Source organism: Aeromonas sp. S19(2024) (genome assembly GCF_041402625.1).
GTDB lineage: Bacteria > Pseudomonadota > Gammaproteobacteria > Enterobacterales > Aeromonadaceae > Aeromonas > Aeromonas caviae.
The window spans coordinates 97365-120406 of the sequence record NZ_JBGLQU010000002.1 but is presented as its reverse complement, the minus strand read 5'-3'; the positions used below and the strand labels follow the sequence as shown (position 1 = coordinate 120406).

18 protein-coding genes and 1 pseudogene are annotated in these 23042 nt (G+C 62.6%); 10 read left to right on the top strand and 9 right to left on the bottom strand.

Annotated elements, in window-relative coordinates; translation table 11 throughout:
- Positions 1–109: 109 nt before the first annotated feature.
- The gene (gene nrdD / locus ACB037_RS04905) at positions 110–2227 is read right to left on the bottom strand and encodes an anaerobic ribonucleoside-triphosphate reductase (RefSeq protein WP_069651718.1); all 2118 of its coding nucleotides are present in this window, start codon (positions 2225–2227) and stop codon (positions 110–112) included.
- A 439-nt stretch (positions 2228–2666) separates the two neighbouring features.
- Between nrdD and ACB037_RS04900 the strand changes: the two genes are divergently transcribed.
- Positions 2667–3635: an ABC transporter substrate-binding protein gene (locus tag ACB037_RS04900; protein WP_371174970.1), complete on the top strand. Its 969-nt coding sequence runs from the start codon at positions 2667–2669 to the stop codon at positions 3633–3635.
- Positions 3636–3692: 57 nt separating this feature from the next.
- On the opposite strand, the gene ligA is transcribed toward ACB037_RS04900, so the two are convergent.
- From ligA to ACB037_RS04885, 3 genes are all read right to left on the bottom strand, one after another.
- Positions 3693–5699 carry an NAD-dependent DNA ligase LigA gene (gene ligA, locus ACB037_RS04895; RefSeq protein ID WP_371174969.1) on the bottom strand — a complete coding sequence of 669 codons (2007 nt, stop codon included), beginning with the start codon at positions 5697–5699 and terminating at the stop codon, positions 3693–3695.
- 99 nt (positions 5700–5798) lie between these two features.
- The gene (zipA, locus tag ACB037_RS04890; protein WP_371174968.1) at positions 5799–6929 is read right to left on the bottom strand and encodes a cell division protein ZipA; all 1131 of its coding nucleotides are present in this window, start codon (positions 6927–6929) and stop codon (positions 5799–5801) included.
- Between the two features lie 15 nt (positions 6930–6944).
- Positions 6945–10319 (bottom strand): AAA family ATPase, encoded by a 3375-nt coding sequence (locus ACB037_RS04885; protein WP_371174967.1) that lies wholly within the window; start codon positions 10317–10319, stop codon positions 6945–6947.
- A gap of 110 nt (positions 10320–10429) precedes the next feature.
- Here ACB037_RS04885 and cysZ point away from each other — a divergent pair, with 110 nt between their 5' ends.
- Entirely contained in the window at positions 10430–11194 is a 765-nt protein-coding gene (gene cysZ, locus ACB037_RS04880; protein WP_010673447.1) for a sulfate transporter CysZ, read from the top strand.
- A gap of 134 nt (positions 11195–11328) precedes the next feature.
- Positions 11329–11943 carry a trimeric intracellular cation channel family protein gene (locus tag ACB037_RS04875; RefSeq protein WP_371174966.1) on the top strand — a complete coding sequence of 205 codons (615 nt, stop codon included), beginning with the start codon at positions 11329–11331 and terminating at the stop codon, positions 11941–11943.
- A 94-nt stretch (positions 11944–12037) separates the two neighbouring features.
- Here the strand turns inward: ACB037_RS04875 and ACB037_RS04870 are convergent, their stop codons facing one another.
- The 4 genes from ACB037_RS04870 to ACB037_RS04855 form a co-directional block, all read right to left on the bottom strand.
- On the bottom strand, positions 12038–12289 hold the full coding sequence (locus ACB037_RS04870; RefSeq protein WP_371174965.1) for a DUF3862 domain-containing protein: 252 nt from the start codon (positions 12287–12289) through the stop codon (positions 12038–12040).
- A 103-nt stretch (positions 12290–12392) separates the two neighbouring features.
- Entirely contained in the window at positions 12393–12938 is a 546-nt protein-coding gene (locus ACB037_RS04865) for a DUF882 domain-containing protein (RefSeq protein ID WP_039039271.1), read from the bottom strand.
- Between the two features lie 148 nt (positions 12939–13086).
- Positions 13087–14568, bottom strand: coding sequence for a murein L,D-transpeptidase (locus ACB037_RS04860; RefSeq protein ID WP_371174964.1), 1482 nt, complete (start codon positions 14566–14568; stop codon positions 13087–13089).
- A gap of 91 nt (positions 14569–14659) precedes the next feature.
- Complete coding sequence (locus ACB037_RS04855; RefSeq protein ID WP_069651724.1) at positions 14660–15427, bottom strand: ABC transporter substrate-binding protein; 768 nt, start codon at positions 15425–15427, stop codon at positions 14660–14662.
- A gap of 309 nt (positions 15428–15736) precedes the next feature.
- Between ACB037_RS04855 and ACB037_RS04850 the strand changes: the two genes are divergently transcribed.
- The 5 genes from ACB037_RS04850 to ACB037_RS04830 all read left to right on the top strand — a co-directional run bounded on the left by ACB037_RS04850 (position 15737) and on the right by ACB037_RS04830 (position 21263).
- A complete protein-coding gene (locus ACB037_RS04850) occupies positions 15737–16282 on the top strand; it encodes a hypothetical protein (protein ID WP_010673441.1) in 546 nt (181 codons plus the stop codon).
- A gap of 57 nt (positions 16283–16339) precedes the next feature.
- Positions 16340–17398 carry a glycosyltransferase family 2 protein gene (locus ACB037_RS04845; RefSeq protein ID WP_371174963.1) on the top strand — a complete coding sequence of 353 codons (1059 nt, stop codon included), beginning with the start codon at positions 16340–16342 and terminating at the stop codon, positions 17396–17398.
- Positions 17395–17766, top strand: a complete 372-nt coding sequence (locus ACB037_RS04840) for a GtrA family protein (protein ID WP_010673439.1) — start codon at positions 17395–17397, stop codon at positions 17764–17766. The genes ACB037_RS04845 and ACB037_RS04840 overlap by 4 nt, the downstream gene beginning before the upstream one ends.
- Positions 17766–18932: a membrane protein gene (locus tag ACB037_RS04835; RefSeq protein ID WP_029313951.1), complete on the top strand. Its 1167-nt coding sequence runs from the start codon at positions 17766–17768 to the stop codon at positions 18930–18932. The genes ACB037_RS04840 and ACB037_RS04835 overlap by 1 nt, the downstream gene beginning before the upstream one ends.
- Positions 18933–19139: 207 nt before the next feature.
- Positions 19140–21263 (top strand): alpha-amylase, encoded by a 2124-nt coding sequence (locus ACB037_RS04830; protein ID WP_371174962.1) that lies wholly within the window; start codon positions 19140–19142, stop codon positions 21261–21263.
- A gap of 63 nt (positions 21264–21326) precedes the next feature.
- Here ACB037_RS04830 and ACB037_RS04825 read toward each other — a convergent pair whose 3' ends face one another.
- Positions 21327–21953 carry a glutathione S-transferase gene (locus tag ACB037_RS04825; protein WP_214005284.1) on the bottom strand — a complete coding sequence of 209 codons (627 nt, stop codon included), beginning with the start codon at positions 21951–21953 and terminating at the stop codon, positions 21327–21329.
- Positions 21954–22111: 158 nt separating this feature from the next.
- On the opposite strand from ACB037_RS04825, the gene ACB037_RS04820 reads away from it, so the two are divergent.
- Both ACB037_RS04820 and ACB037_RS04815 read left to right on the top strand, forming a co-directional pair.
- Complete coding sequence (locus tag ACB037_RS04820) at positions 22112–22756, top strand: response regulator transcription factor (protein WP_319885689.1); 645 nt, start codon at positions 22112–22114, stop codon at positions 22754–22756.
- Between the two features lie 147 nt (positions 22757–22903).
- Positions 22904–22978, top strand: a pseudogene (locus ACB037_RS04815) (DNA-binding response regulator); the annotation flags it as partial.
- Positions 22979–23042 lie beyond the last annotated feature (64 nt).

Here is a 23042-nt window from a genome sequence, read left to right as displayed (position 1 = left end):
TCGAGTTCTCTGGGTTAACGGCCAACCCCCTCCCAACCTCCCCCTTCGAAAGGGGGAGGAGCTTCTTTGCCCCCCTGCCAAGGGGAGGGCTGGGGTGGGGTCTGCTCGCTTACATATGCTTGACGCGGCGTTTGACCTCTTCCTGCTTGCCCGCGTTGAAGGGGCGCGCATCCGGGCTGCCGAGATAGCCGCACACCCGGCGTGTCACCGACACCTTGGCCGGGTCGTGGTTGCCGCAGCGCGGGCAGGTGAAGCCCTTGGAGGTGCACTCGAACTCGCCGGTGAAACCGCAGTCGTAGCACTCGTCGATGGGGGTGTTGGTGCCGTAGTAGGGCACCTTGTCATAGCTGTAGTCCCAGACGTTCTCCAGCGCCTCCAGGTTGTGCTGGATGTTGGGGTACTCGCCGTAGCAGATGAAGCCGCCGCTGGCGATGGGCGGATAGGGCGCCTCGAAGTCCAGCTTGTCGTAGGGGTTCACCTGCTTCTCCACGTCCAGGTGGAAACTGTTGGTGTAGTAGCCCTTGTCGGTCACCCCGGCCACTACGCCAAACTCCTTGGCATCGATGCGGCAGAAACGGGTGCAGAGGTTCTCGCTCGGGGTGGAGTAGAGGCTGAAGCCGTAGCCGGTCTCCTCCTTCCACTCGTCGGTGGCCGCCTTGAGCCGCGCGATGATGGCGATGGCCTTCTGGCGCAGGGTCTCGCTGTCGAACAGGTGGACGTCGGTGCCATAGAGGGCGTTGATGGTCTCGTGTACCCCGATGTAACCCAGCGAAATGGAGGCGCGGCCATGTTTGAAGATCTCGCTGATGTTGTCATCGGCCTTGAGGCGCACCCCGCAGGCCCCTTCCATGTAGAGGATGGGGGCGACCCGGGCCTTGACCCCGTCCAGGCGCTTGATGCGGTACATGAGCGCTGTCTTGGCCACCCGCAGGGCGGCGTCCAGCTTGTCCCAGAAGTCCGCTTCATCGCGGGATTTCAGGGCAATGCGCGGCAGGTTGAGGCTCACGACCCCCAAGTTGTTGCGCCCTTCGTGGACCAGCTCGCCATTCTCTTCAAAGGCACCGAGGAAGGAGCGGCACCCCATGGGGGTCTTGAAGGAGCCTGTGACCTTGACCACCTGGTCGTGGTTGAGGATGTCCGGGTACATCCGCTTGGAGGCGCACTCCAGCGCCAGCTGCTTGATGTCGTAGTTGGGATCCCCCGGTTTGTGGTTCAGGCCATCCTTGATGGCGAACACCAGTTTCGGGAAGACGGCGGTCTTCCTGTTCTTGCCAAGGCCGGCGATGCGGTTGCCTAGGATGGCGCGCTGGATGAGGCGCGATTCCCAACTGTCCCCCAGGCCAAAGCCGAAGGTGACGAACGGCGTCTGACCGTTGGCGGTGTGCAGGGTATTGACCTCGTATTCGAGGGACTGGAAGGCGTCGTGGCACTCCTTCTCGGTGCGGGCCATGGCATAGGCATCCACGTCCCGGATCCCCCACTCCTCGGCCACCTCCCGGTGCTTGTGCCAGCTGATGGTCACATAGGGTGCCAGCACTTCGTCGATGCGGTTGATGGTGGTGCCGCCATAGATATGGCTCGCCACCTGGGCGATGATCTGGGCGGTCACCGCGGTGGCGGTGCTGATGGATTTGGGAGTGTCTATCTCCGCGTTGCCCATCTTGAAGCCGTGGGTCAGCATCCCCTGCAGATCGATCAGCATGCAGTTGAACATGGGGAAGAAGGGGGAGTAGTCGAGATCGTGGAAGTGCAGGTCGCCGCTCTCGTGGGCCTGCACCACGTCACGGGGCAGCATGTGACTGATGGCGTAATGCTTGGCAACGATGCCCGCCAGCAGGTCACGCTGGGTCGGGATCACCTTGGAGTCCTTGTTGGCGTTCTCGTTGAGCAGGGCCGCGTTGGTCTGCTCCACCAGGCCGCGGATCTCCTGGGCCAGGCGACCCCGGGCCTCGCGGGCCTGATCCCGGTCGTGACGGTATTCGATGTAGGCACGGGCGATGGCCTTGTCGTCGGAGGCCATCAGGTGGTTCTCGACCCGGTTCTGGATCTCGTGGATGTCTACCTCCCCTCGCCCCTCCAGCTCCTGGCTGACAGCGGCGGCAATGCGCTCTGCCAGCGCCGGACTGGCCTGATTGACCGCGGCCGCCGCCCGGCTGACCGCATCGCGGATCAGTTGGCCATTGAATGGTGCACGACATCCATCGCGTTTGATCACTACCGGTTTCATCGATTTTCCCCGTATTGAAAGACCTGGTGGCCACCCTCGGCTCACCCTCGTTGAGTCCCCTTCTCCACGCCCGTCCCCGGCGCAAACAAGGTCAGCCAAGGCTTGAAACACCTGGGCTGACACTGAGAGGGCGACCACTTATGCACAGCTTTATAACACTATATATGGGTATTTTTTTTATGCTTACCCCTATATGTGGGGTCTATTAGGCACCAAAGCGGTACCCTGTTTCTTGATCCAGAACAGGTTTTGGAAGGAGTGGGGCAGTTCACGACCAGCGCCAAAAGGCGCTCTTTTTGCTCACCCCAGACGGGATGCGGGCTCCCGCCCGGCAAGGGATAAAAAGAGAGGGGCACGCCTTCCGACAACAATTGACCGAGGCGCCAGAGAGCGGGAGAGCACATACTGGGGAACAGTCTGTCCCTTGCGGAAAACACACGTGACCAAGGTCTTGCTCCTGCTCTCCCTCCTCTCCCTCCCGCTGCTGGCCGCCGAGATCCTGGTGATCAGCAGCTATCACCAGAGCAACCAGTGGGATCAGAGCTACAGTGCCGGCCTCGAGCAACACCTCAAGCAGGCGCATCACCTCGGGTATCTCTATCTGGACACCAAGCGCCAGCCCGGCCAGACCCGTGACGAACTGCTCGCCAAGGGAATGGCCGCCTACCGGACCCACCAGCCGGCGCTGGTGATCCTGGGGGATGACAACGCCATCAACGCCCTCGCCCGACCCATCGCCGCCCGGGGAACGCCCGTGGTGTTTCTCGGGATGAACGAGAATCCGCGCCCCAAGGGGCTGGTCGGCCACCCCCTGATCACCGGCGTCTTGGAACGCCCTCTGCTCAAGCGCAGCATCAACGAGATGAGTCAGTTGATGGGAGGGCTGGAGCGTGCCCTGGTGCTGTTTGACGAAAGCGAGGTGTCCCGCACCGCCGTCGCCCACGAGTTCAAGGGGCGAGGCGAGCTGACGATCGGTCAGACCCGGGTCAGCAGCCGCCAGTTCACCGACTACGGACGCTGGCAGGAGGCAGTGCTCGCCAGCCGGAAAAACGGCTATCAGGCGCTCTTCCTCGGCCTCTACCACACTCTCACCGACGCTCAGGGCCAGCATGTAAGCGAGCAACAGGTACTGGCATGGACCAGCGCCAACAGCCCGGTGCCACTGTTCTGCTTCTGGGCCTTTGCGGTGGGCAGGGGAGCCGCCATCGGCGGCCTGGTGCTCGACGGCCACAGCCAGGGAGAGAGAGCCGCCGAACTGGCCAATGCCATCCTCTCGGGCACGGCGCCCGGCGCCCTCTCCCCCCGCGCCGCATCCCGCGGGGAATATCTGTTCAGCAAGAGCGAACTGGCACGCTGGCACCTGACGGCTCCCGATGCCTGGCAGAACAAGGTGAGCTACGTCGAGTGAGCCCACCAACGACAAACCCGGCCAGTGGGCCGGGTTTGTCTGCTCAAACGTGCATTCTCAGTGCTGAATGGCCGCCTGCAACTCGGCCTCGGTCCAGATGGTGATCCCCAGCTCCTGGGCCTTGGCGAGCTTGGAGCCTGCCGCCTCCCCCGCCACCAGCACGTCGGTCTTGGCCGACACCGAGCCCGCCACCTTGGCCCCCAGGGCCTGCAGCGCCGCCTTGGCATCGTTGCGGGACAAGGCGGTGAGGGTGCCGGTCAGCACGAAGGTCTTGCCGGCAAAAGGCTGATCGCTTGCCTCTTTCTTCTCGATGACCGGCCAATGGATACCGGCGGCCAGCAGGGCGTCGAGCACTTCGATGTTGTGGGGCTGGCGCAGGAAGTAGTAGACATGCTTGGCCACTATGTCTCCCACGTCAGCCACTTCCAGCAACTGCTCCACCGAGGCGGCGCGCAGGGCATCCAGGGTGAGGAAGTGGTTGGCGAGGCTCAAGGCGGTCGCCTCCCCTACTTCGCGGATCCCCAGGGCAAACAGGAAGCGGGGCAGGGTGGTGCTGCGGGCGGCATCGATGGCGGCCACCAGGTTGAGGGCCGATTTTTGCCCCATCCGATCGAGCCCGGCCAGCTGGATGGCGTTGAGGCTGAACAGGTCCGCCGGGGTCTTCACCAGCCCCTTGTCCACCAGTTGCTCCACTATCTTGTCGCCAAGGCCATCCACATCCATGGCGCGACGCGCCGCGAAGTGCTTGATGGCGGCCGCCCGCTGGGCCTCGCAGAAGAGGCCGCCGGAACAGCGGGCCACGGCCTCCCCTTCCAGCCGCTCCACCGCCGAGCCGCACACCGGGCACTCGGTCGGGAAGAGGATCGCGCGGGCATCCGCCGGGCGCTGCGCCTCCACCACAGCCACGACCTGGGGGATCACGTCCCCGGCCCGGCGCACGATCACTGTGTCGCCGATCATGACGCCAAGGCGCGCGATCTCGTCCGCATTGTGCAAAGTGGCGTTGGACACGGTGACGCCGCCGACAAACACCGGCTTGAGCTTGGCCACCGGGGTGATGGCACCGGTGCGGCCCACCTGGAACTCAACATTCTCCAGCAGGGTCATCTCCTCTTCTGCCGGGAACTTGTGGGCAGTGGCCCAGCGCGGCGCACGGGCAACGAAACCGAGCTCCCCTTGCAGGGCGATGTCATCCACCTTGTAGACCACGCCGTCGATCTCGTAGGGGAGCTCGCTACGGCGCGCCAGGATATCATCGTGAAACGCCTGGCAGCCGGCGGCACCCTCTTTGAGCTTCACTTCCGGGCTGAGCGGCAGACCCCAGGCCTTGAGCTGATTGAGGCGACCGAAGTGGGACTCCCCCAGCTCGTCGCCACCGACTCCCACGCCGTAGGCATAGAAGCTGAGGGGGCGGCTGGCGGTGATGCGTGAATCGAGCTGGCGCAGGCTGCCGGCAGCGGCGTTGCGCGGGTTGACGAACACCTTCTCCCCCGCCGCCAGCGCATCGCGGTTCATCGCCTCGAACCCCGCCTTGGGCATGAAGACCTCCCCACGCACCTCCAGCCGCGCAGGCCACCCCTGGCCGCGCAGGGTCAGGGGAATGGCCTTGATGGTGCGCACGTTCTCCGTGATCTCCTCCCCCGTGGTGCCGTCCCCGCGAGTGGCGGCCTGTACCAGCTGGCCAGCCACGTAGAGCAGGCTCACCGCCAGACCGTCGAGCTTGGGTTCGCAACAGAAGGTGAAATTCACCTCCCGCTTGAGGCGATCACTCATGCGTTGCTCGAACGCCTGCAACTCCTCGCTGCTGAAGACGTTGTCCAGACTCAGCATGGGGATCTCGTGGCGTACCTGCTTGAAGGCGGTCAGCGGCTGGCCTCCCACCCGCACGCTCGGCGAGGCCGGGGTTTTCAGCTCGGGATGCTCGGCCTCCAGCGCAATCAGCTCGCGCATCAGGCGATCGTATTCGGCGTCCGGCACCGTGGGGTTGTCCAGCACATAGTACTGATGGCCGTACTCGGTCAGCAGCTCACACAGTTGACGGTGGCGGGAGAGGATATCGCTCATGAAAAAGTCTCGAAGTGTGATGGAACATTCAGTCTGGGGCAGAAACAAAAATGCGGCACCGGGGTACCGCACTTTTCATTGTTCAAGCCCCATGGCGCATCAGTCGCGGCTGGCCTCGTAGGCCGCCAGCTCGTGACGGTAGCGGGCGATGTCGTCGTCGCTGAGGGGACTGCGCGAGGCGTCGGTCAGCATGGCATCGAGATCGCTCGCCAGCTGATCCGCGGCCTGCAACATGTGCTCGAAGGCGAAGGCGGCATTGCTGCGAAGGGGCAGTTGCATGAAGAGGGACACACCCGGGGTGCTGAACTGCTCCATGCGATAGGGGTTGAAGGTACCCGGCTTGACCATGTTGATCATGGAGAAGAGCACTTCACCCTTGCCGCCCAGATCTTCGTGACGGTGGAAGATGTCCATCTCGCCAAACTTGAAGCCCAACGCCAGCAGGGAAGAGAGCAGGGTCGCACCTTGCAGATCGTGGCCGGGACGGGCCATCAGGTTGATGACATAGACATCCTGCCAGATCTTCTCGGCCGGGGCCGGAGCGGGTTCTGGCTCGGCTGCGTGAACCGGCTCTTCATAGGCTGGCTCGTCATCGTAAGCGGGCTCTTCATAAGCCGGCTGGGCGTAGCGGGGAGCCTGCTGGGCAACCGGTGCCGGCTCGCGTGCACCGAAGGTCGGCGCCTGGGCATAGGCCGGCTCCACCAGCGGCTCTTCGTCCAGCGGCTGCATCATGGGCTCGCGCTGCGGACGGGAACGGTGTACCGGGGTACGGCGGATCACCTGGGCAGGTTTGCGCACCGGCGCGGCAGGGGCCTCTTCAACAGGGGCGGCAACCGGCTCTTCATAGTCCTCTTCTTCCTCATACACAGGCTGAGGGGGGACAGGGCGAGCGGCAGGCTTGCGCACCACGGGAGGCGGCAGATCGGCGTCGTCATCTTCATCATCGAAGGCGGGAACGGGGGCGACACGGCGGGGTTCGGGCTGACGGGCCTCGTCGCTGCGCAGTTTGGGCTCGGCACGACGGCCACCGCTCACCACACGCACCTGACCGATGCCATCGCTGTCGAAGGCGTCGTTGTCACGCTCACGGGACTTGGACTCCATCCGACCCAGGGGTTTCTCCTTGATCGGTGCCTGACGATTCTTTCTGTTGCTCCACAACCCGTGAATGAGCAATGCCGCGATGGCAATACCGCCCAGGGCAACCAAGATGTAACGCAATTCCTGCATTAGCTGCTTCTCTTTCTAGTTTTGCTCAGCCAAAGCGACGGCTTCACCGATATCGACCGACACTATGCGCGAAACCCCGGGCTCTTGCATCGTGACGCCAACCAGCTGCTCGGCCATCTCCATGGAGACCTTATTATGACTGATGTAAACGAACTGTACTGTGCTCGACATCTCTTTGACAAGAGAACAGAAGCGACCGACGTTCACTTCATCGAGCGGTGCATCCACCTCATCCAGCAGACAAAATGGTGCTGGATTGAGTCTGAAGATGGCAAAAACCAGCGCAAGGGCGGTTAGCGCCTTCTCCCCCCCGGAAAGCAGGGCAATGGTAGCATTCTTCTTGCCCGGAGGTCTTGCCATGATGCTCACTCCGGCCTCCAAAAGATCATCCGAGGTCAGCTCAAGCCAGGCACTGCCCCCCCCGAACACTTTTGGGAACAGGGATTTTAAATCTTCATTGACCTTATCGAAAGTGTCGCGGAAGCGTATTTGTGTTTCTTTATCAATTCTTTTAATGGCTTGGCTCAAGGTGTCGAGGGCCTGCTCCAGATCCTGGCACTGATTTTCCAGGTAGCTTGCGCGGGTTTTCGCCTCCTCATACTCCTCCAGTGCCGCCAGGTTAATGGCGCCAAGCGCCTCCACCTGCGCCTCCAGCGTCTGGATCTCCTGGCGCAGCTTGCCGCGATCAGCGGCAATCAGCACAGCCTGATCGAGGTCCACCAGGCGCACGCCCAGCTCTTCGAACTGCTCGTGCAGTCCCTGCCTGCGCGTCAGGTTGCGCTCGCGCTCGAGCCGCAGAGTCGCCAGCTTCTCCTGAATTTTCACCAGCTGCTTGTGATCGGCGCTTCTGGCCTGCTCCAGCTCGGTCAGCTGACGATCCAGCTCTGAGAGCCGTTGGTGACAGGCCAGTTGCTGCGCCTCAAGATTGCGCTGCTCGACCAGCAGGGGCGACAGATCCTGACTCGGAGCGGCCCCTGGCTCCTTGAGTTCCGCCAGCTCCAGGCCGAGACGGGCCAGCTCCTGCTCGCGCAGCGTGATGAGCTGGCGCTGGTTCTGCTGCTCCAGTTGCAACCGCTGGCAGGCCGCCTGCTGCTGCTCCCGGCGAAGGCGCGCCTCTTCCAGCGCCCGCTCCGCCCCGCTTACCTGCTCCTGGGCAAGCAGCAGCGCCTCGGCGAGTACCTCCCCCTGCTCCTGCTGCTCGCCAAGGGCCGCTTCATCCTGCTCAAGCCGCTCCCCGGCCGACGCCAGCCGCTGCGCCTCCTCAGCCTGCTCCTTATCGAGCCGGGCCAGCTCTTCCCCCAGCTGGCCCAGGCGCTGCAAGCGCTCCTGGCGCTGCCCCTCGCGCAGACTCCAGGCTTCGCGCAGTTGCTGCCACCGCAGCTCCTGCTCGCGCAGGGTGCGCTGAGCTAGCTCATGCGCTCCATGCTGCTGGGCCCGCGCTGCATCGGCGGCGACAAGCTGCTCGTCGAGTCTGTGCAGCGCCTCCCGGCCCGCGGCCCGCTCGGTGTGCAGCCGCTCACGCTCACCGAGCAGCGCCAGGGTACCGAGGGCCATGCCCTCCCCCAGATCCGCCCAGTTGGGGCCGAACCAGTCGCCGGCGGGAGTGAGCAGCGACTCACCGGCAGAGAGGCTGTGCAGGCGGGACAGCGCCTCCTCCCTGCTCTCTGCCAGCCAGATGGCGTTGAGGAAAGCCGGAATGTGCTCGCCCCCCAGTTGCGCCGCCAGGGTACCGGCCCTGGCTGCCTGGGCCGGGCCAATCCAGAGTCCGGGTTGCGCCAGGTTGCACTCGTCCGCCGGGATTGCGGTGAGCCAGCGGCCGAGCACCTTGTCCAGCCCCCGGGCCCACTCGGGGGGAACCTGCAACCGATCAGCCAGGGTCGCGCCCGCCATCTGCTCCCCCAGGATCTGATCCAGGGTGGCGAGGCGCGCCTCCAGCTCGCGCAGCAGGCCCTGCTGGTGACCCTGCTCTGCCTTGAGTGCTTCATGGCGCGACACACCGGCCTGCCACGCCGCATCGGCTTCCTCATGGCGGGCGCGGGAGAGCGAGAGTTCCGCCGCCAGGGCATCGAGGGCCGGTTGCAGGTTCTCCCCCTCCCCGCCAAGGGGCCCGGCCTGTTCGTCTTCCAGCTTGAGGCGGGCAAGCCGGGTCTTGGCCTGCAGCTCCTGCAGGCCATTCACCTCGGCGCGGGTCTGGTTGAGCCGCCCCTGCAACTGCCCCAATTGCTGCTGCCACTGCTGCTGACGCTGGCGCGCCTGCTCGAGCCGATCGCCCGCTGCCGCCCGCACGCTCTGCTGGTCGGTAAGCAACTGCTCACACTGCTCGAGGCGCGCCGACGCTACCTCCCCCTGCAACGTGCTCTCGCCCAGTTGCTCTAGCTGGCCGGCCAGCTGGGCCTTGAGCCCCTCGATACGCTCGCCGAGGGCCTGCCGCCTCGCCTGCCAGTCACGACCGAGTTCGTTCTGATGCAATTGCTGCTGCTCGAGGCGGGCGATGGCTTGCCCGCCGAGAAAAATCTGTTGCTGGCGGCTGGCCTGCTCGGCCTGCGCCTCCTGGCGGGCCACCGACAGGGTGACGTGACGCCCCTCGTCGGTGGTGCGCTTGGCATCGAGGGCCGCCAGCGCCTGCTCGGTCTGGGCCAGTTCGGTCTTGGCTTCGCCAAGACGTGTCTCCAGCGCCCACAGTTCCGAGCCGATCAGTTCGCTGCGGGCCGCGCGACTGCGGCTCTTGAGCTGCTTGTAGCGCTCGGCGGTCTCGGCCTGGGCCTTGAGATGCTCGAGGCGCGAGCCCAGTTCGCCGCGGATATCGCCGAGGCGTTCCAGGTTCTCCTGGGTATGGCGGATGCGCTGCTCGGTCTCCCGGCGCCGCTCCTTGTAGCGGGAGACCCCGGCGGCCTCTTCCATGAACAGCTTGAGATCGGCGGGGCGGGACTCCACCAGCCGGCTGACGGTGCCCTGTTCGATGATGGCGTAACTGCGGGGCCCAAGGCCGGTGCCGAGGAAAAGGTCGGTCACATCCTTGCGGCGGCACTTCTGGCCGTTGATCTGGTAGTGATTGGAGCCGTCGCGCAGCACTTCGCGGCGCACCGAGATCTCGGTAAAGCGGCCGAACTCGCCGGGTACCCGGTTGTGGGGATTGTCGAACACCAGCTCCACCGAGGCGCGGCCATGGGCGCTGCGGTTGATGGAGCCGTTGAAGATGACGTCGGTCATGTTCTCGCCGCGCAGATGGCGGGCGGAGCTCTCCCCCAGCACCCAGCGCACGGCGTCGATGACGTTGGATTTGCCGCAGCCGTTGGGGCCCACCACGGCGGTCATGTCGGCGTTGAGTTCGATGCGGGTCGGCTCGACAAACGACTTGAAACCGGCGAGTTTGATCAATTTCAGACGCATGGCGGCCTATGTGGGTAACGAAATAAAGAGGAGGCGGGCAGGCGACTTTACCAAATCAAAGGCTTGTTTGTAATATGCTGGCACTTTCCCCATTCACTGATGGAGCTCACATGAGCCAATCACCCCACATGGTCAAAGATTCGGTCAGCGGTGCAGACTACTTCCTGCGCGGCTTCTCACTCATCCGCCAGCCCGGCATCCGCACCTTCGTGCTGATCCCCCTGCTGGTCAACTTCGTGCTCTTTGCCGGTGCCTTCTACGCCCTGTTGCTACAACTGGACGGCCTGTTCGCCTGGCTGCACCAGCAGATCCCGAGCTGGCTCTCCTGGCTTGATTACCTGCTCTGGCCCATCGCCCTCATCACCATACTGGTGGTCTTCTCCTTCATCTTCAGCTCGGTGGCCAACTGGATAGCTGCCCCTTTCAACGGCCTGCTGGCAGAGAAGGTGGAACAGATCCTCACCGGTGAAGCCATGAATGACACCGGCATGCTGGATGTGGTGAAAGATGTACCTCGTACCTTCGGCCGCGAATGGACCAAGCTGAAATACTATCTGCCCAAGGCCATCGGTTGCCTGATCCTCTTCCTGATCCCGGTAGTGGGCCAGACCCTGGCACCCGTGCTCTGGTTCCTGCTCAGCGCCTGGATGATGGCGATCCAGTATGTCGATTATCCGTTCGACAACCACAAGATCGGCTTCATCACCATGCGCGACGCCCTCAAGCAGCGTCGTGGAAAGTGCCTGAGCTTCGGCGCCCTGGTGACCCTCTTCTCCGCCATCCCGGTGGTGAATCTCTTCGTGATGCCGGTGGCCATCTGTGGCGCCACCGCCATGTGGGTGGACCAATACCGCAGCGAGCAACTTGGACGCTGAACCGCGTCATCATGATCAAAAGAGGGGGCGAAAGCCCCCTTTTCATTACTTAATCTAATGCATAACCAAGATAGCTTGTCGCCCCAGCGCAGGGTTGTTAGGATGCGGGCCTTTCTCGCACCCTGGGATATCTCATGTTACATGCACTCTTCTTGCTCGGCCTGGTGGCCGAAGGGATGACTGGCGCGCTGGCAGCGGGTCGGCGACGGATGGATCTGTTTGGCGTCGTGATCATCGCCTCGGCGACGGCCATCGGTGGCGGTACCATTCGGGATGTGCTGCTGGGCCACTATCCCCTGCTCTGGGTCGAGCACCCCGAATACGTGCTGCTGGTGGCGGGCGCCGCCATGGCCGGGGTCATCTCGGCCCCGCTGATGCGCTACCTTGGCAAGCTGTTCCTGGCGCTCGATGCCCTGGGGCTCGTGGTCTTCTCCATCTTCGGGGCTGCCCGGGCGCTCGAGATGGGCCACGGGGCCGGCATCGCCTGCATCATGGCCGTGGTGACCGGCGTGTTCGGGGGGGTGCTGCGGGACTTGCTGTGCCAGCGTATCCCGCTGGTGTTCAAGCGCGAGCTCTATGCCGCCGTCTCGCTGATCACCGCCGCGCTCTACTGCTTTGCGCTGCACCATGGGCTGCCCAACGACTGGGCCGCTTTCGGTGCCATCGGCATCGGCTGCGTGCTGCGGCTCCTGGCGGTACGCTTCAAGTGGGGACTGCCCACCTTCAACTATCAGTACGCCACCCATTGATCGCGCCAGTTCCTGGCCATATCGCACGGATAACGAGCAACAAAAAAGCGCCATACGGCGCTTTTTTGTTGGGCATCGGCAAGAGAGGAAAGGGTCAGTTGATCCCTTCCGAGCTGAAGAAGGTCGCCTTGTCGGCGATGAAACGCACCTTGATGTTCTTGCCTTCCCCTCCCCAGACACAGCTCGTGGTGCCGAGAGCATCGTCGCAACGCTCGGCCTTGCCGAGGATGGCGCTCGCTTCGGCATAGCTCATCCCGACTTTCAGCTTGTCGTAGCTCTCGCGGTTGAGCTTGCCGCAACCAGTCAACAACAGGGCGATGAACCCCCCGATCACAATCTGCTTCATCTTTCTCTCCTCTGGCTGGAGTCCAGAGCCTAGCAGCTTGGTCCCCCTCAATGCCAGCGGCAAAAAGACACAATCGTCACTCAACCCTTGAGGAAATCCCGACTCACCAGCTGCGAACGGGACCCGTGTCCAAGTGCACGAAGTTGTCGGAAGGGTAATAACCCACACCGCCCACCTTGAGGTTCAGGGCGGCCTTGCGCAGGTGCGCCAGCTGCACGCCGGGGATGCGCACGTCAACCGCCTGCCCCAGGGTGTGGTAGCTGTGCTTGGCGACGCCGCGACTCTTGCGCCGCTTCTGCTGATTGGTGGCCGGGGAGCGATAGCCCGAGATGAGCTGGATTTCGCCGTGGCGTCCCAGCTTGTGTTGTAGCAGAAAGAGCTGATCGAACAGCTTGCGGTCGATGTTGAACACTTCGTTGCGACGGTAGTCACGGAAAATATGGTTGAGCTCCGCCAGCCCGTCGCTCAGATAGTGGCCATCTTCCCAATAACTGGCGCGTACCCGCTCGCCGGTATTGAGGTTGAAGAAACTCAGTTCCCGTCCCGAAGTGCTGCGGCTCGCCAGCGCAGGGAACGACAGCAGGCTGGTCCCCATCAGGCAACCCGCCCCCAGCAGCAGACGGCGTCGGCTTATCTCTTGTCCCAGCATCCGTTGTCCGTCCATCTCATGGTGAAGTCACACAGGTGAATGAATTTGATACAAGGGCCGAAACTACCTGCCAGAAAAAGCGCTGTCAAACCCCATTCACCCATGAAAAAGCCCGGCACGGGCCGGGCTTTTCACTCTGTGGCGAGGATCACAGCAAGCGGCTTTGATAGCTGACTCTGTCGAATCCGTAGATATCGTTGCGCAGTTGCTGACGTCCCTCTTCATCAATCCAGCTGCTCCAGTAGACGGTAAACACCGGGATAGGGTTGCTCAGGGGCAGCCACTTGGTCTGGGTCTCTTTCAGGATGCTGGCCACCTTGTCCGGCTGATAGCGGGAGTCCGCCAGCAGCAGCTCTGCCAGATCGTCGGCGTGTTCCACCCGGATGCAACCCGAGCTGAAGGCACGGGCCCCCTGCTCGAACAGCGCCTTGCGCGGGGTGGAGTGGAGATAGATGGCATCGTTGTTGGGCAGATAGAACTTGTAGCGACCCAGGGCATTGTGATCCCCCGGCTTTTGCCGCAACCGGTAAGGGAAACCGGAGGCCAGCGCATGGTGCCAGCCATCTTCGCTGAACTGCACCGGATTGCCCTCGCCGTCGATCACCTCGAACTGTTCACGATCCAGGTAGGCAGGATCGCGCCCGAGCTTGGGCAGAATGTCCTTGCTCAGGATGGAGCGCGGCACGTGCCAGGCCGGGTTCAGCACGATGGAGCGGATCTCGCTGGCGAGGATGGGGGTGGCCCGCTGCTCCTTGCCGACGATGACCCGACTGGTGAAGACCTCGCTGCCAGACTCCACCACGCTCAGGCGGTAGTCCGGAATGTTGACCAGCACATAGCGACCGGCAAGGTGATCCACCAGATCACGGCGCCACAGGTTGCGTACCAGCAGGCTGGCGCGCACCTCGGGGCCGGTATTGAGCCAGCTGCGGGTCTGACGGCCGATGATGCCGTCGGCGGTCAGGCCGTGGCGGCGCTGGAACTGCTTGATGGCCTGTTCGGTCTCGGGATCGTAGAGGCTGTCCTGGTGAGTCGGGGCACTGTCCCCCAGTTCGTTCAGGATGGAGCGGATCTGGCCGAGCTCGGTCGAGCTCTCCCCGGCCCGCAGGGTCGGCATGGAGAGGGTGGGCCAGTGCTTGGCCATGGGCATGGCCAGCAGCTTGCGCACTTCTTCGCGCACGGCGTCGTATTCCTCCACCTGTGGCCTGAGTTGCCTGACCTGCTCCAGCAGATTGTCTCCCTGGGGGGCATGGGCCAGGGGGCGGTTCAGATCCAGCTTGAGGGTCTGCATCTGTTCGCGCGCGACCAGATCCATCCCTCGCCAGGCCTGCTGGAACCGGGCCAGCTTGCCAAAGGCCTCATCGTAGAGGGCACCGCGTCGATCCGCCGGGGTCTTTTGCAACTGCTGCCAGAGGCGGTAGAAATCCGGATGCAGCTGGGCCAGCACCGCTTCCTGCAACTGCTGTTCAAGCTCATGACGAGCCTGCTCGGCCACCTCGTTCTGATACCAGTCATGCTGAATGCTGGGACTGGCCACTACCGCCTGTTCCGTGCTGGCATGAACCATGCTGGCCGGCCAGCAGCCCAGCCAGATGAGATTCGCCAATGCCAACCAATACTTCTTACCCATGCTTCTTACCACGCTTGCCTCAAATCGGTTCATTTCGGCCTGTCAGGCGCGACGGTCAGGACCCCATGATGCGTGAATGCTGGCGACTTTGCTAGCGGACGGAGGTGTAACGACGCCAGATGAGTTCCTGCTCCCCGCTGTCGCCGACGGCCACTATCGCCTCGTTGAACCGCGCTACGAATTCCCCGGACAGGGTCTTCTTGCTCAACATGAAAAAGGTGGGCGTCTCATGGATCGCCATGGTGTGGGGGACGACCGCATCCGACAGACCCTCTCTCTTCAGACCCCAGGGCGTGGCCAGACTATCCCCGAGAAAACCGTCTATCCGCCCAAGCAACAGCTTGCGATAGTTTTGCACATCGTTGACCTCGCTCACCTGGTTGCGGTATCGCTGCAGAACCTTGGTAATTTCCGGGCCGTAATAGTAGTCCCTGGTCACACCGAGGCGATGCCCGTGGGCCAGCCAGCTCGCCAGATCCGACTCCTCACCGGTACCGGATTTGCGTACCCAGAGCGATGTCCGGCCCGGGTTGTAGGGGATGGAGAACCAGGCATAACGCGCCCTCTCATCAGCAAAATACGCCTCCATCACGATGTCCAGCCGACCCCGCTCAAGATCGTGCAACCCCCGCTTCCAGGGACGCTCCACATAGACCAGACGACAACCCAGCCGATTCGACACGGCATTGAGATAGTCGACCGCAAATCCACGCAGTTCCCGACGTGCACCCTCTTGCTGGTAATAGTGGTATGGGGGCCAGTCATCGAAACCGACGCGAAGGGGGGAGGAGCAGAACGATTGCGCCCACAACGGTTGGAGGGGCAGACAGCAGAGCACACAGAGAGAGAAGAGTCTCATGGGTCATCCTTGACGACGGGACAGGCCATCTTAATTCTGCCCGGGTGAAATGGCGACAGATCCTGCCACAACAAAGCACAATATCAGCCGTTTGCCTGATGCGCCCCAGGTGGCGGCAGACAGGTTGGCGCCGAGAAAGCCACAATCAAGAAGAGGAAGCAAACGACCCCAAAGCCCCTTGGTAAGCAGGGTGATTGAGGGTTAATATGTGAGCAAATATATTTTTGTGATCCACTATGCTTTTTTTGCAATTGGATTAGCATATGCGCGAAATCTGCCTATCAATCTGTCGGGCGTCGAGTGAGTAATATGACCTACAAAAAGTTCGGTTTTCTGGCTGCCATCCTGGCACTGAGCGGTTTCTACCTTTATACCCTCTATCTGGCCGCTCACCCCAACGTGAGCCTGGCTTACAAGCTCTATTACCTGGAAGGCAAGACCCGTTTCTGGGAGCACAACTCCAGCATGACCTACCAGCCCGGCAACGAACTCAACCTGACCAAGCCGAGCCGCTTCCTCTCAAGCGAAGGCTGGGCCAAGAAGCCCAGCGAGCAAGGCACCGAGCTGAGCGGTCAGGGCGGTCTCTATTTCGTGCTGCCCAAGCAGCAGGCCCAGCCGGAGCAGCTCACCATCCAGGCCAGGATCAACAGCCCCCAGGCTGGTGCCCTGCTCAAGGTGGCGCTGGGTCATGATTTCACCACCACGGTCAAGCTGGCCAAGGCGGGCATTAACGAGATCCGCCTCAGCCTGCCGGGCGACTCCCTGACCGCCGATCCCAAGCGTCCCAACTTCCTGGCGCTCTCCGCCCCGACACCGCTCAACGTCCAGTCCGTGCGACTGACCGTGGCTCAGTGAAGCGGAATGCCCCAAGCATCTGTTCCGTAAAATAATTCTTTCAATAAGGAAGTTCCCATGTCCCGTGCCGATTTTCGACTCTCTCTGGTCGTTCCCGTTTACAACGAGGAAGAGAGCATAGACGCCTTCATCAGCGCGATAGATACCGAACTGGCCCCGCTCAAAGACCAGCTTGAAATCGTGTTCGTCAACGATGGCAGCCGTGACCGCACCCGTGAGGTGGTCGAGCAGGCCATCGCCCGGGATCCCCGTGTGACCCTGGTCAACCTGGCCCGCAACTTCGGCAAGGAATCGGCCATGACCGCCGGCCTGCACCAGGCCAAGGGCGATGCCATCGTCCCCATGGACGTGGACCTGCAGGATCCCCCCTCTCTCATTCTGGAGTTCGTCAAGCTGTGGCAGACCGGCGACTATGACACCGTCTACGGCATCCGGGTGGATCGCAGCGCCGATACCCCGATGAAACGCCTCACCGCCGGTGGCTTCTACCGCTTCTTCAACGCCCTCTCCACCAGCACCAAGCTGCCGGAGAACGCCGGTGACTTCCGCCTCATCGATCGCAAGGTGGTCGAGGCCATCAAGCAGTTGCCGGAGCGCAACCGCTTCATGAAGGGGCTGTTCGCCTGGGCCGGTTTTCGCGCCGTCGGCGTTCCCTACGAGCGCCCGGCCCGCCATGCCGGCGAAACCAAGTTCAACTACTGGAAGCTGTGGAACTTCGCCCTTGACGGCCTGATGAGCTTCTCCAGCTGGCCGCTGCGGGTGTGGAGCTACATCGGGGTCGGAGTCTCCTTCATCGCCTTCCTCTATATCCTCAAGATCATCACCCAGGTGCTCTTCTTCGGCATCGACGTGCCCGGTTACGCCTCCCTGATGTCGGTCATGCTGTTCCTCGGCGGCATCCAACTGCTGTCGCTGGGCATCATCGGCGAGTACATCGGCCGCATGTTCGTCGAGGTGAAACAGCGCCCCGTCTACCTCATCGAAGGGGTCTACGGACAGTACGCCAAGCAGGATGAAGAGCAGAAGCAGGAAGTGCCCACCACCAGCAAGAAGAGCACTGGCAAGAAGGCAGCCGCGAAAGCCGCTGATGATCAGCAGGAGCAGGCGTCTCAATGATCTCCCGCGAGGAATTCTGGCGGCTGGTTCGCTTCGGTTTTGTCGGCGGGGGGGCCACCCTCGTCGATCTGGGCACCTCCATCGCCCTGTTTCATACCTGGCCGGCCATCTCCGAGCACCTGGTCACGACCCTGGCCTTTGCCGTAGCGTTCTGGTTCTCGTTCTTCGGCCATCGCTACATCACCTTCCAGAAACAAGGTGCCGCCAGCAAGTTCCTGCTGGTTGCCCTCTTCTCTCTGGCGGTGCGTAATCTCATCCTGAGCGGTTTGCTGTTTGCCGGTCTCTCCGGCCTGTTGCCGGTGGTGATCGCTACCCTGACCGTCACCGTGCTCACCTACGTTCTCTCCCGTATCTGGGTTTTTGCCTGATGAATGATATGACCAATACCGCCCCGTCAACCGGGGCTGCACTCCCCTATCGCCCGTCACTGCGCATCAGCGGCCGCGACTGGCTGATGATCGTCGCCGCCTTCGTACTGAGCCGGGTGGCGCTCTATGGCATGGGCTATTTCGGCGTCCAGCTCTATGGCGCCACCGACATCGGGCCGCTGCAAGCCTACTGCCAGTTCGACTGCGTCTGGTTCCAGCGCATCATCGAGAATGGTTACGACCTCTATCCACGCTGGTTGAGCAAGGGCAATGCGGCGAACTGGGCCTTCATGCCACTCTATCCCATGCTGGCCGGCGGTCTCTCCAGCCTGTTTGACATGGAGAGCCTCATCGGCCTGATGCTGGTAGCCAACATCGCCTTCTTCATCAGCCTGCCCCTGATGCTGCTGGTGCTGCGCCAGCTCAAGCTGGGGGACGACACCGCCCGCTTCGGGGTCTGGCTGCTGGCCTTCTCCCCCTTCTCCGCCTATTTCGTCTCCGGCTATACCGAGCCCATGTTCATGGCCTTGATGCTGGGAATGTTCCTGTTCGCCTACCGCGAACAGTGGCTCATGGTCGCCTTCCTCGGCATCTTCATCTCCGCCACCCGCAACCTGGGGGTGATGATGGTGTTCCCGGTGCTGATCCTGGCCCTGCAGGCCTACGGCTGGCGCGAGTTCTTCCGCTTCACCGAGCGCGCCTTCAAGGTGGTGTTCACCCTCTGGCTCATTCCCCTCGGCCTCTTCTCCTACATGGTCTATCTCTATCACCTCACCGGGGATGCCCTGGCCTTCAAGCACATCCAGGTGGCCTGGGGCCGCTATATGGACAGCCCCCTGGACTGGTGGCTGAGCGGCTTCGAGCTGGGGGGGCGCAAGGCCTATCTCTCCATCATGGTGATCTTCGGCTGGTGCCTGAATGGCTACCTGTTCAGCCAGAAACGCTGGGCCGAAGCGACCCTGATGTTCATCTGCTGCACCATCCCCCTGATGACCGGTCTCAACGCCATGCCCCGCTACATGTTCGGCCTCTATCCGACTCTGCTGGCCATCGTGCTGCTGGCCCATCGCTGGCCTGCCATCCGCCCTGCGGTGCTCTGCATCAGCGGCATGGTTGCCTCCTTCATCGCGGTGGCCTTCGTCAACTTCAAGTTCTTCACCGTGTGACGCCACCCCGAATGCCTACAAGCCGGTCAACTGACCGGCTTTTTTCATGGCCGCGACACCCGGTTCACACTTTTCCATTCTTGAAAACGTAACCATTTGAACTGACGTCACAAATCGGTATTTTACCGGTCCAAGCCTGCCCCAGCGCGCCCTAGAATGAGTGCCTCAACGGACCCTGCTCCTCACACTCTGCTCAAGGAATGGCTTATGCGTCTCTCTTCGCGCCCCGCTCTTCGCCCATCACCCCTGTGGCTGGCCGTGCTCGCCACACCGCTGTTCATCGGTCAGGCGATGGCCGCCCCCGAGGTCTATCTCCATGTGGATGGCAAACCGGTGGCCGAGGCGCTGACGCTGGACAAGGGCACCGTCACCCTGACCCACAGACTGGACAAGGGGAGCCACCAGATCCGCATCAGCGATGCGGGCAACAGCTGCGGCACCAGCTTCGGGCCAACCGAGGCCAGGCCCCTTCCCTTCGGCACCGCCCAGCCCATGGACAAGTGCAACAAGGGGACAGACTTCCATCTGAGGGTGATGCTGGCGGGGGACTACGAGTTCACCTTCAACCCCGATACCCCCAGCCTCAAGGTGTTGCGGGCAACCAAAAAGAGCGAGTTCAAACGCCAGCCTCCGGAAGAGCCCTGCATCAGCTGGGATGGCGGCCCGGTCACGACATCACTCAAGGGAGTCTGGCCCGACGGCACCCGGTTGCGGGATGCCTACTCGGGACAGGAAGCCGTGGTCAAGGGCGGCAAGATCACCCTGACACCGAGCAAGGAGAGCGGCGGCCTGCTGCTGCTCGAGCCGGTCAAGGCCGCCAAGCCTGCTCCCTTTAGCTGGGATCAGGCGAGCGTCTATTTTCTGCTGACCGACCGCTTCCACAACGGCGATCCCGCCAATGATCACAGCTTCGGTCGTCAGAAGGATGGTCAGGACGAAGTGGCCACCTGGCATGGCGGTGACTTCAAGGGGCTGACCGAGAAGCTCGACTACATCAAGCAACTCGGCATCAACGCCATCTGGATCACCCCCATGGTGGAACAGGTCCACGGCTTCATCGGCGGTGGCGAACAGGGGAACTTCCCCTTCTACGCCTACCACGGCTACTGGGCGCTCGACTTCACCAAGATAGATCCCAACTACGGCGACGAAGAGAGCCTGAAAACCCTGGTGGACGAGGCCCACAAGCGCGGCATGCGGATCATCCTCGACGTGGTGATGAACCACGCAGGCTACGCCACCCTCGCCGACTTGCAGGATCTGGGGCTCACCGATCTCACCCAGAACACCGGCAAACTGCCGAGTCGCTGGAACGAATGGCGCCCGAGCGGCGGCCTCAACTGGCATGGCTACAACCAGTTCATCGACTACCAGTCATCCCACTGGGACAAGTGGTGGGGCCCTGACTGGGTGCGGGCCGGCCTGCCCGGCTACCCGCAACCCGGCACCGACGACGTCACCGGCTCGGTGGCGGGACTGCCGGACTTCCTGACCGAATCCACCAGATCGGTGGGGCTGCCACCGCTGCTCGCTGCCAAAAAAGACACCAGGGCCAAGGCCCTGCCCAACGCCACCGTGAGCGATTACCTCATTGCCTGGCACACCGACTGGGTGCGCCGCTTCGGCATCGACGGCTTCCGTGCCGACACCGTCAAACACCTGGAGCCCGCGGTCTGGGCCAAGCTCAAGCAGGCGGGCACCGACGCGCTCAAGGAGTGGAAGGCCGCCAACCCGGGCAAGGCCCTCGATGACCTTCCCTTCTACATGGTGGGCGAGGTGTGGGATCACGGGGTCGCCAAGGACTTCTGGTACCAGCACGGCTTCGATTCCCTGATCAACTTCGACTACCAGCGTGAATTCGCCCTGCCCCAGGCCCAGTGCATGGCGGGGGCAGAGCCCACCTATGCGAGCTACGCCAGCCGCATCAACCAGGATCCCGAGTTCAACGTGCTGAGCTACATCAGCTCCCACGACACCAAGCTCTTCTTCGGCGACTACCAGGACGTGGCGCTGCAACGGCGGGTGGCCAACAGCTTCATGCTGCTGCCGGGGGGCATCCAGATCTACTATGGCGACGAGTCCGGCCGGGGACTGGCCAAGGATGGCGGCGTGTTCGATCAGAGCGTGCGCTCGGACATGAACTGGCAGGAGCTGGCGAGTGGCGAGAAGGCGGAGCTGGTCAAGCACTGGCAACGGCTCGGCCAGTTCCGTGCCGCCCACCCTGCCATCGCGGCGGGCAGCCACAAGAAGATTTCCGATGCCCCCTACGGCTTCGTGCGGGAGAAAGGAGAAGACAAAGTGGTCGTGGTCTTCGCGGGTCGGCAGAAATAGCGACCTGGCCTGAATAAAAAGGGGGAGCCGATTGCTCCCCCTTTTGTCTTGCCGACGCCCGCATCAATCAGACTGGCGGGCCGCCTTTGGCCACTGCAACCTCGCCCTGAGCAGGGTTTCCTGCCACAGGGGCCAGGCCAGCAAGGCCTGCTGATAGGAGCCAGCCTGACCGGGCAGCGAAATGCCATAGCTTGCCAGCCGATAGGCCATCACCGCATAGAAGGCATCCAGAATGCTCGCCTCGTCGAAATAGAAGGGCCCCCGCGCCTGGGACCAGAGGGTCTGCAACCGGGCCAGCTCGTCGATGACCTCCACCGGCGGTTCACTCTGGGTGGGCGCCCCCAGGAAGAAGGGCAGCAGGGTGCGGATCTGGCGAAAACCGGCGTGCAGCTCGGCGCACAGGCTGCGGGCCAGGGCCCGTTCGGCCTTGTCCACCGGATAAAGGTGGCGCTCCGGGCAGCACTCGTGGAGATATTCGGCGATGGCCAGAGAGTCGTGAATACGCAGCTCACCGTCGTCGAGCCAGGGCACCAGGCCGGCGGGGGCCGTGCGCTTGAGCCGTTGCAGCTCCTTGGCATCTTCCAGATCGAAGACCTGCTCCTGCCACTTGAGCCCGCTCATGGCCAGCACCAGCGCCGTTCTCATTGCCCAGGTGGAGCCCGTGCCCACCGTCAAAACCAGGGATCCCATCGATTGCCTCCTGCATGGGTTGTTTACTGGCCATCCCGCCGGCCCCGTGGCACGACATCCGATGACCACCTCACATTTGCGTACTGGCGGGTTTGACCCACTTGGGTAGCAGTGCTAGTTTGATTTTTCAAAACAATCAGTTAGCAACAATGTGAGCTATGGACAGCCAATTTACCATCGTCATCGCAGATGACCACCCCCTGTTTCGGGGCGCCCTCTATCAAGCGGTGCACATGGCCATCGACGACGCCAGATTGCTGGAGGCTGACTCCATCGACAGCCTGAGCCACCTGCTCGATGAACATCCCGACGTCGACCTGCTGCTGCTGGATCTCAAGATGCCGGGGGCCAACGGCTTCGAGGGGCTGGCCTATCTGCGCGGACATCACCCGGATCTCCCCATCGTCGTGGTCTCGGCCTCCGAGGATCCCGCCATCATCCAGCAGGTGCTGCGCCTGGGCGCGCTCGGCTTCATTCCCAAGTCCGTCCCCATGAAAGAGCTGGTCAGCGCCCTCAATACGGTGATCGGGGGGGACAACTGGGTGCCGGAAGGCATCTCCCTCCATCCCGAGCCCACCGAAGGGCCCGATTTCGCCACCAAGCTGGCCAGCCTCACCCCCCAGCAATACAAGGTGCTCATCATGTTGCGGGATGGCAGCCTCAACAAACAGATCGCCTGGGAGCTCAACGTCTCCGAGGCGACCATCAAGGCCCATATCACCGCGATTTTCCGCAAACTAGGGGTCAAGAACCGCACCCAGGCAGTCATCGCCCTCCAGCAGATGGATATAAAGGACAGTTGAGCCCCTTGCCATCATCAGAGCCCATATCACTCCGCCTTCCGCAAACTTGGGGTCAAAAACCCCACCCAGGCGGTCATCGCCCTCCAGCAGATGGATATCAAGGACAGTTGAACCCCTTGCCACCATCAGAGCCCATATCACTCCGCCTTCCGCAAACTTGGGGTCAAGCACCGCACCCAGGCAGTCATCGCCCTGCAGCAAATGGGCATCAAGGACGACTGAGCTCGTCCCCGGCTGGCTTGTATCGAGCCAGCCACCCCCGCCTCCCAGAAGACTCTCTTGCCCC

What these genes read in the sequence shown, in the direction of transcription:
- nrdD (WP_069651718.1), bottom strand. Translation starts at nt 2,227, where the DNA reads ATGAAACCGGTAGTGATCAAACGCGATGGATGTCGTGCACCATTCAAT.
- ligA (WP_371174969.1), bottom strand. Translation starts at nt 5,699, where the DNA reads ATGAGCGATATCCTCTCCCGCCACCGTCAACTGTGTGAGCTGCTGACC.
- zipA (WP_371174968.1), bottom strand. Translation starts at nt 6,929, where the DNA reads ATGCAGGAATTGCGTTACATCTTGGTTGCCCTGGGCGGTATTGCCATC.
- ACB037_RS04885 (WP_371174967.1), bottom strand. Translation starts at nt 10,319, where the DNA reads ATGCGTCTGAAATTGATCAAACTCGCCGGTTTCAAGTCGTTTGTCGAG.
- cysZ (WP_010673447.1), top strand. Translation starts at nt 10,430, where the DNA reads ATGAGCCAATCACCCCACATGGTCAAAGATTCGGTCAGCGGTGCAGAC.
- ACB037_RS04875 (WP_371174966.1), top strand. Translation starts at nt 11,329, where the DNA reads ATGTTACATGCACTCTTCTTGCTCGGCCTGGTGGCCGAAGGGATGACT.
- ACB037_RS04870 (WP_371174965.1), bottom strand. Translation starts at nt 12,289, where the DNA reads ATGAAGCAGATTGTGATCGGGGGGTTCATCGCCCTGTTGTTGACTGGT.
- ACB037_RS04865 (WP_039039271.1), bottom strand. Translation starts at nt 12,938, where the DNA reads ATGCTGGGACAAGAGATAAGCCGACGCCGTCTGCTGCTGGGGGCGGGT.
- ACB037_RS04860 (WP_371174964.1), bottom strand. Translation starts at nt 14,568, where the DNA reads ATGGGTAAGAAGTATTGGTTGGCATTGGCGAATCTCATCTGGCTGGGC.
- ACB037_RS04855 (WP_069651724.1), bottom strand. Translation starts at nt 15,427, where the DNA reads ATGAGACTCTTCTCTCTCTGTGTGCTCTGCTGTCTGCCCCTCCAACCG.
- ACB037_RS04850 (WP_010673441.1), top strand. Translation starts at nt 15,737, where the DNA reads ATGACCTACAAAAAGTTCGGTTTTCTGGCTGCCATCCTGGCACTGAGC.
- ACB037_RS04845 (WP_371174963.1), top strand. Translation starts at nt 16,340, where the DNA reads ATGTCCCGTGCCGATTTTCGACTCTCTCTGGTCGTTCCCGTTTACAAC.
- ACB037_RS04840 (WP_010673439.1), top strand. Translation starts at nt 17,395, where the DNA reads ATGATCTCCCGCGAGGAATTCTGGCGGCTGGTTCGCTTCGGTTTTGTC.
- ACB037_RS04835 (WP_029313951.1), top strand. Translation starts at nt 17,766, where the DNA reads ATGAATGATATGACCAATACCGCCCCGTCAACCGGGGCTGCACTCCCC.
- ACB037_RS04830 (WP_371174962.1), top strand. Translation starts at nt 19,140, where the DNA reads ATGCGTCTCTCTTCGCGCCCCGCTCTTCGCCCATCACCCCTGTGGCTG.
- ACB037_RS04825 (WP_214005284.1), bottom strand. Translation starts at nt 21,953, where the DNA reads ATGGGATCCCTGGTTTTGACGGTGGGCACGGGCTCCACCTGGGCAATG.
- ACB037_RS04820 (WP_319885689.1), top strand. Translation starts at nt 22,112, where the DNA reads ATGGACAGCCAATTTACCATCGTCATCGCAGATGACCACCCCCTGTTT.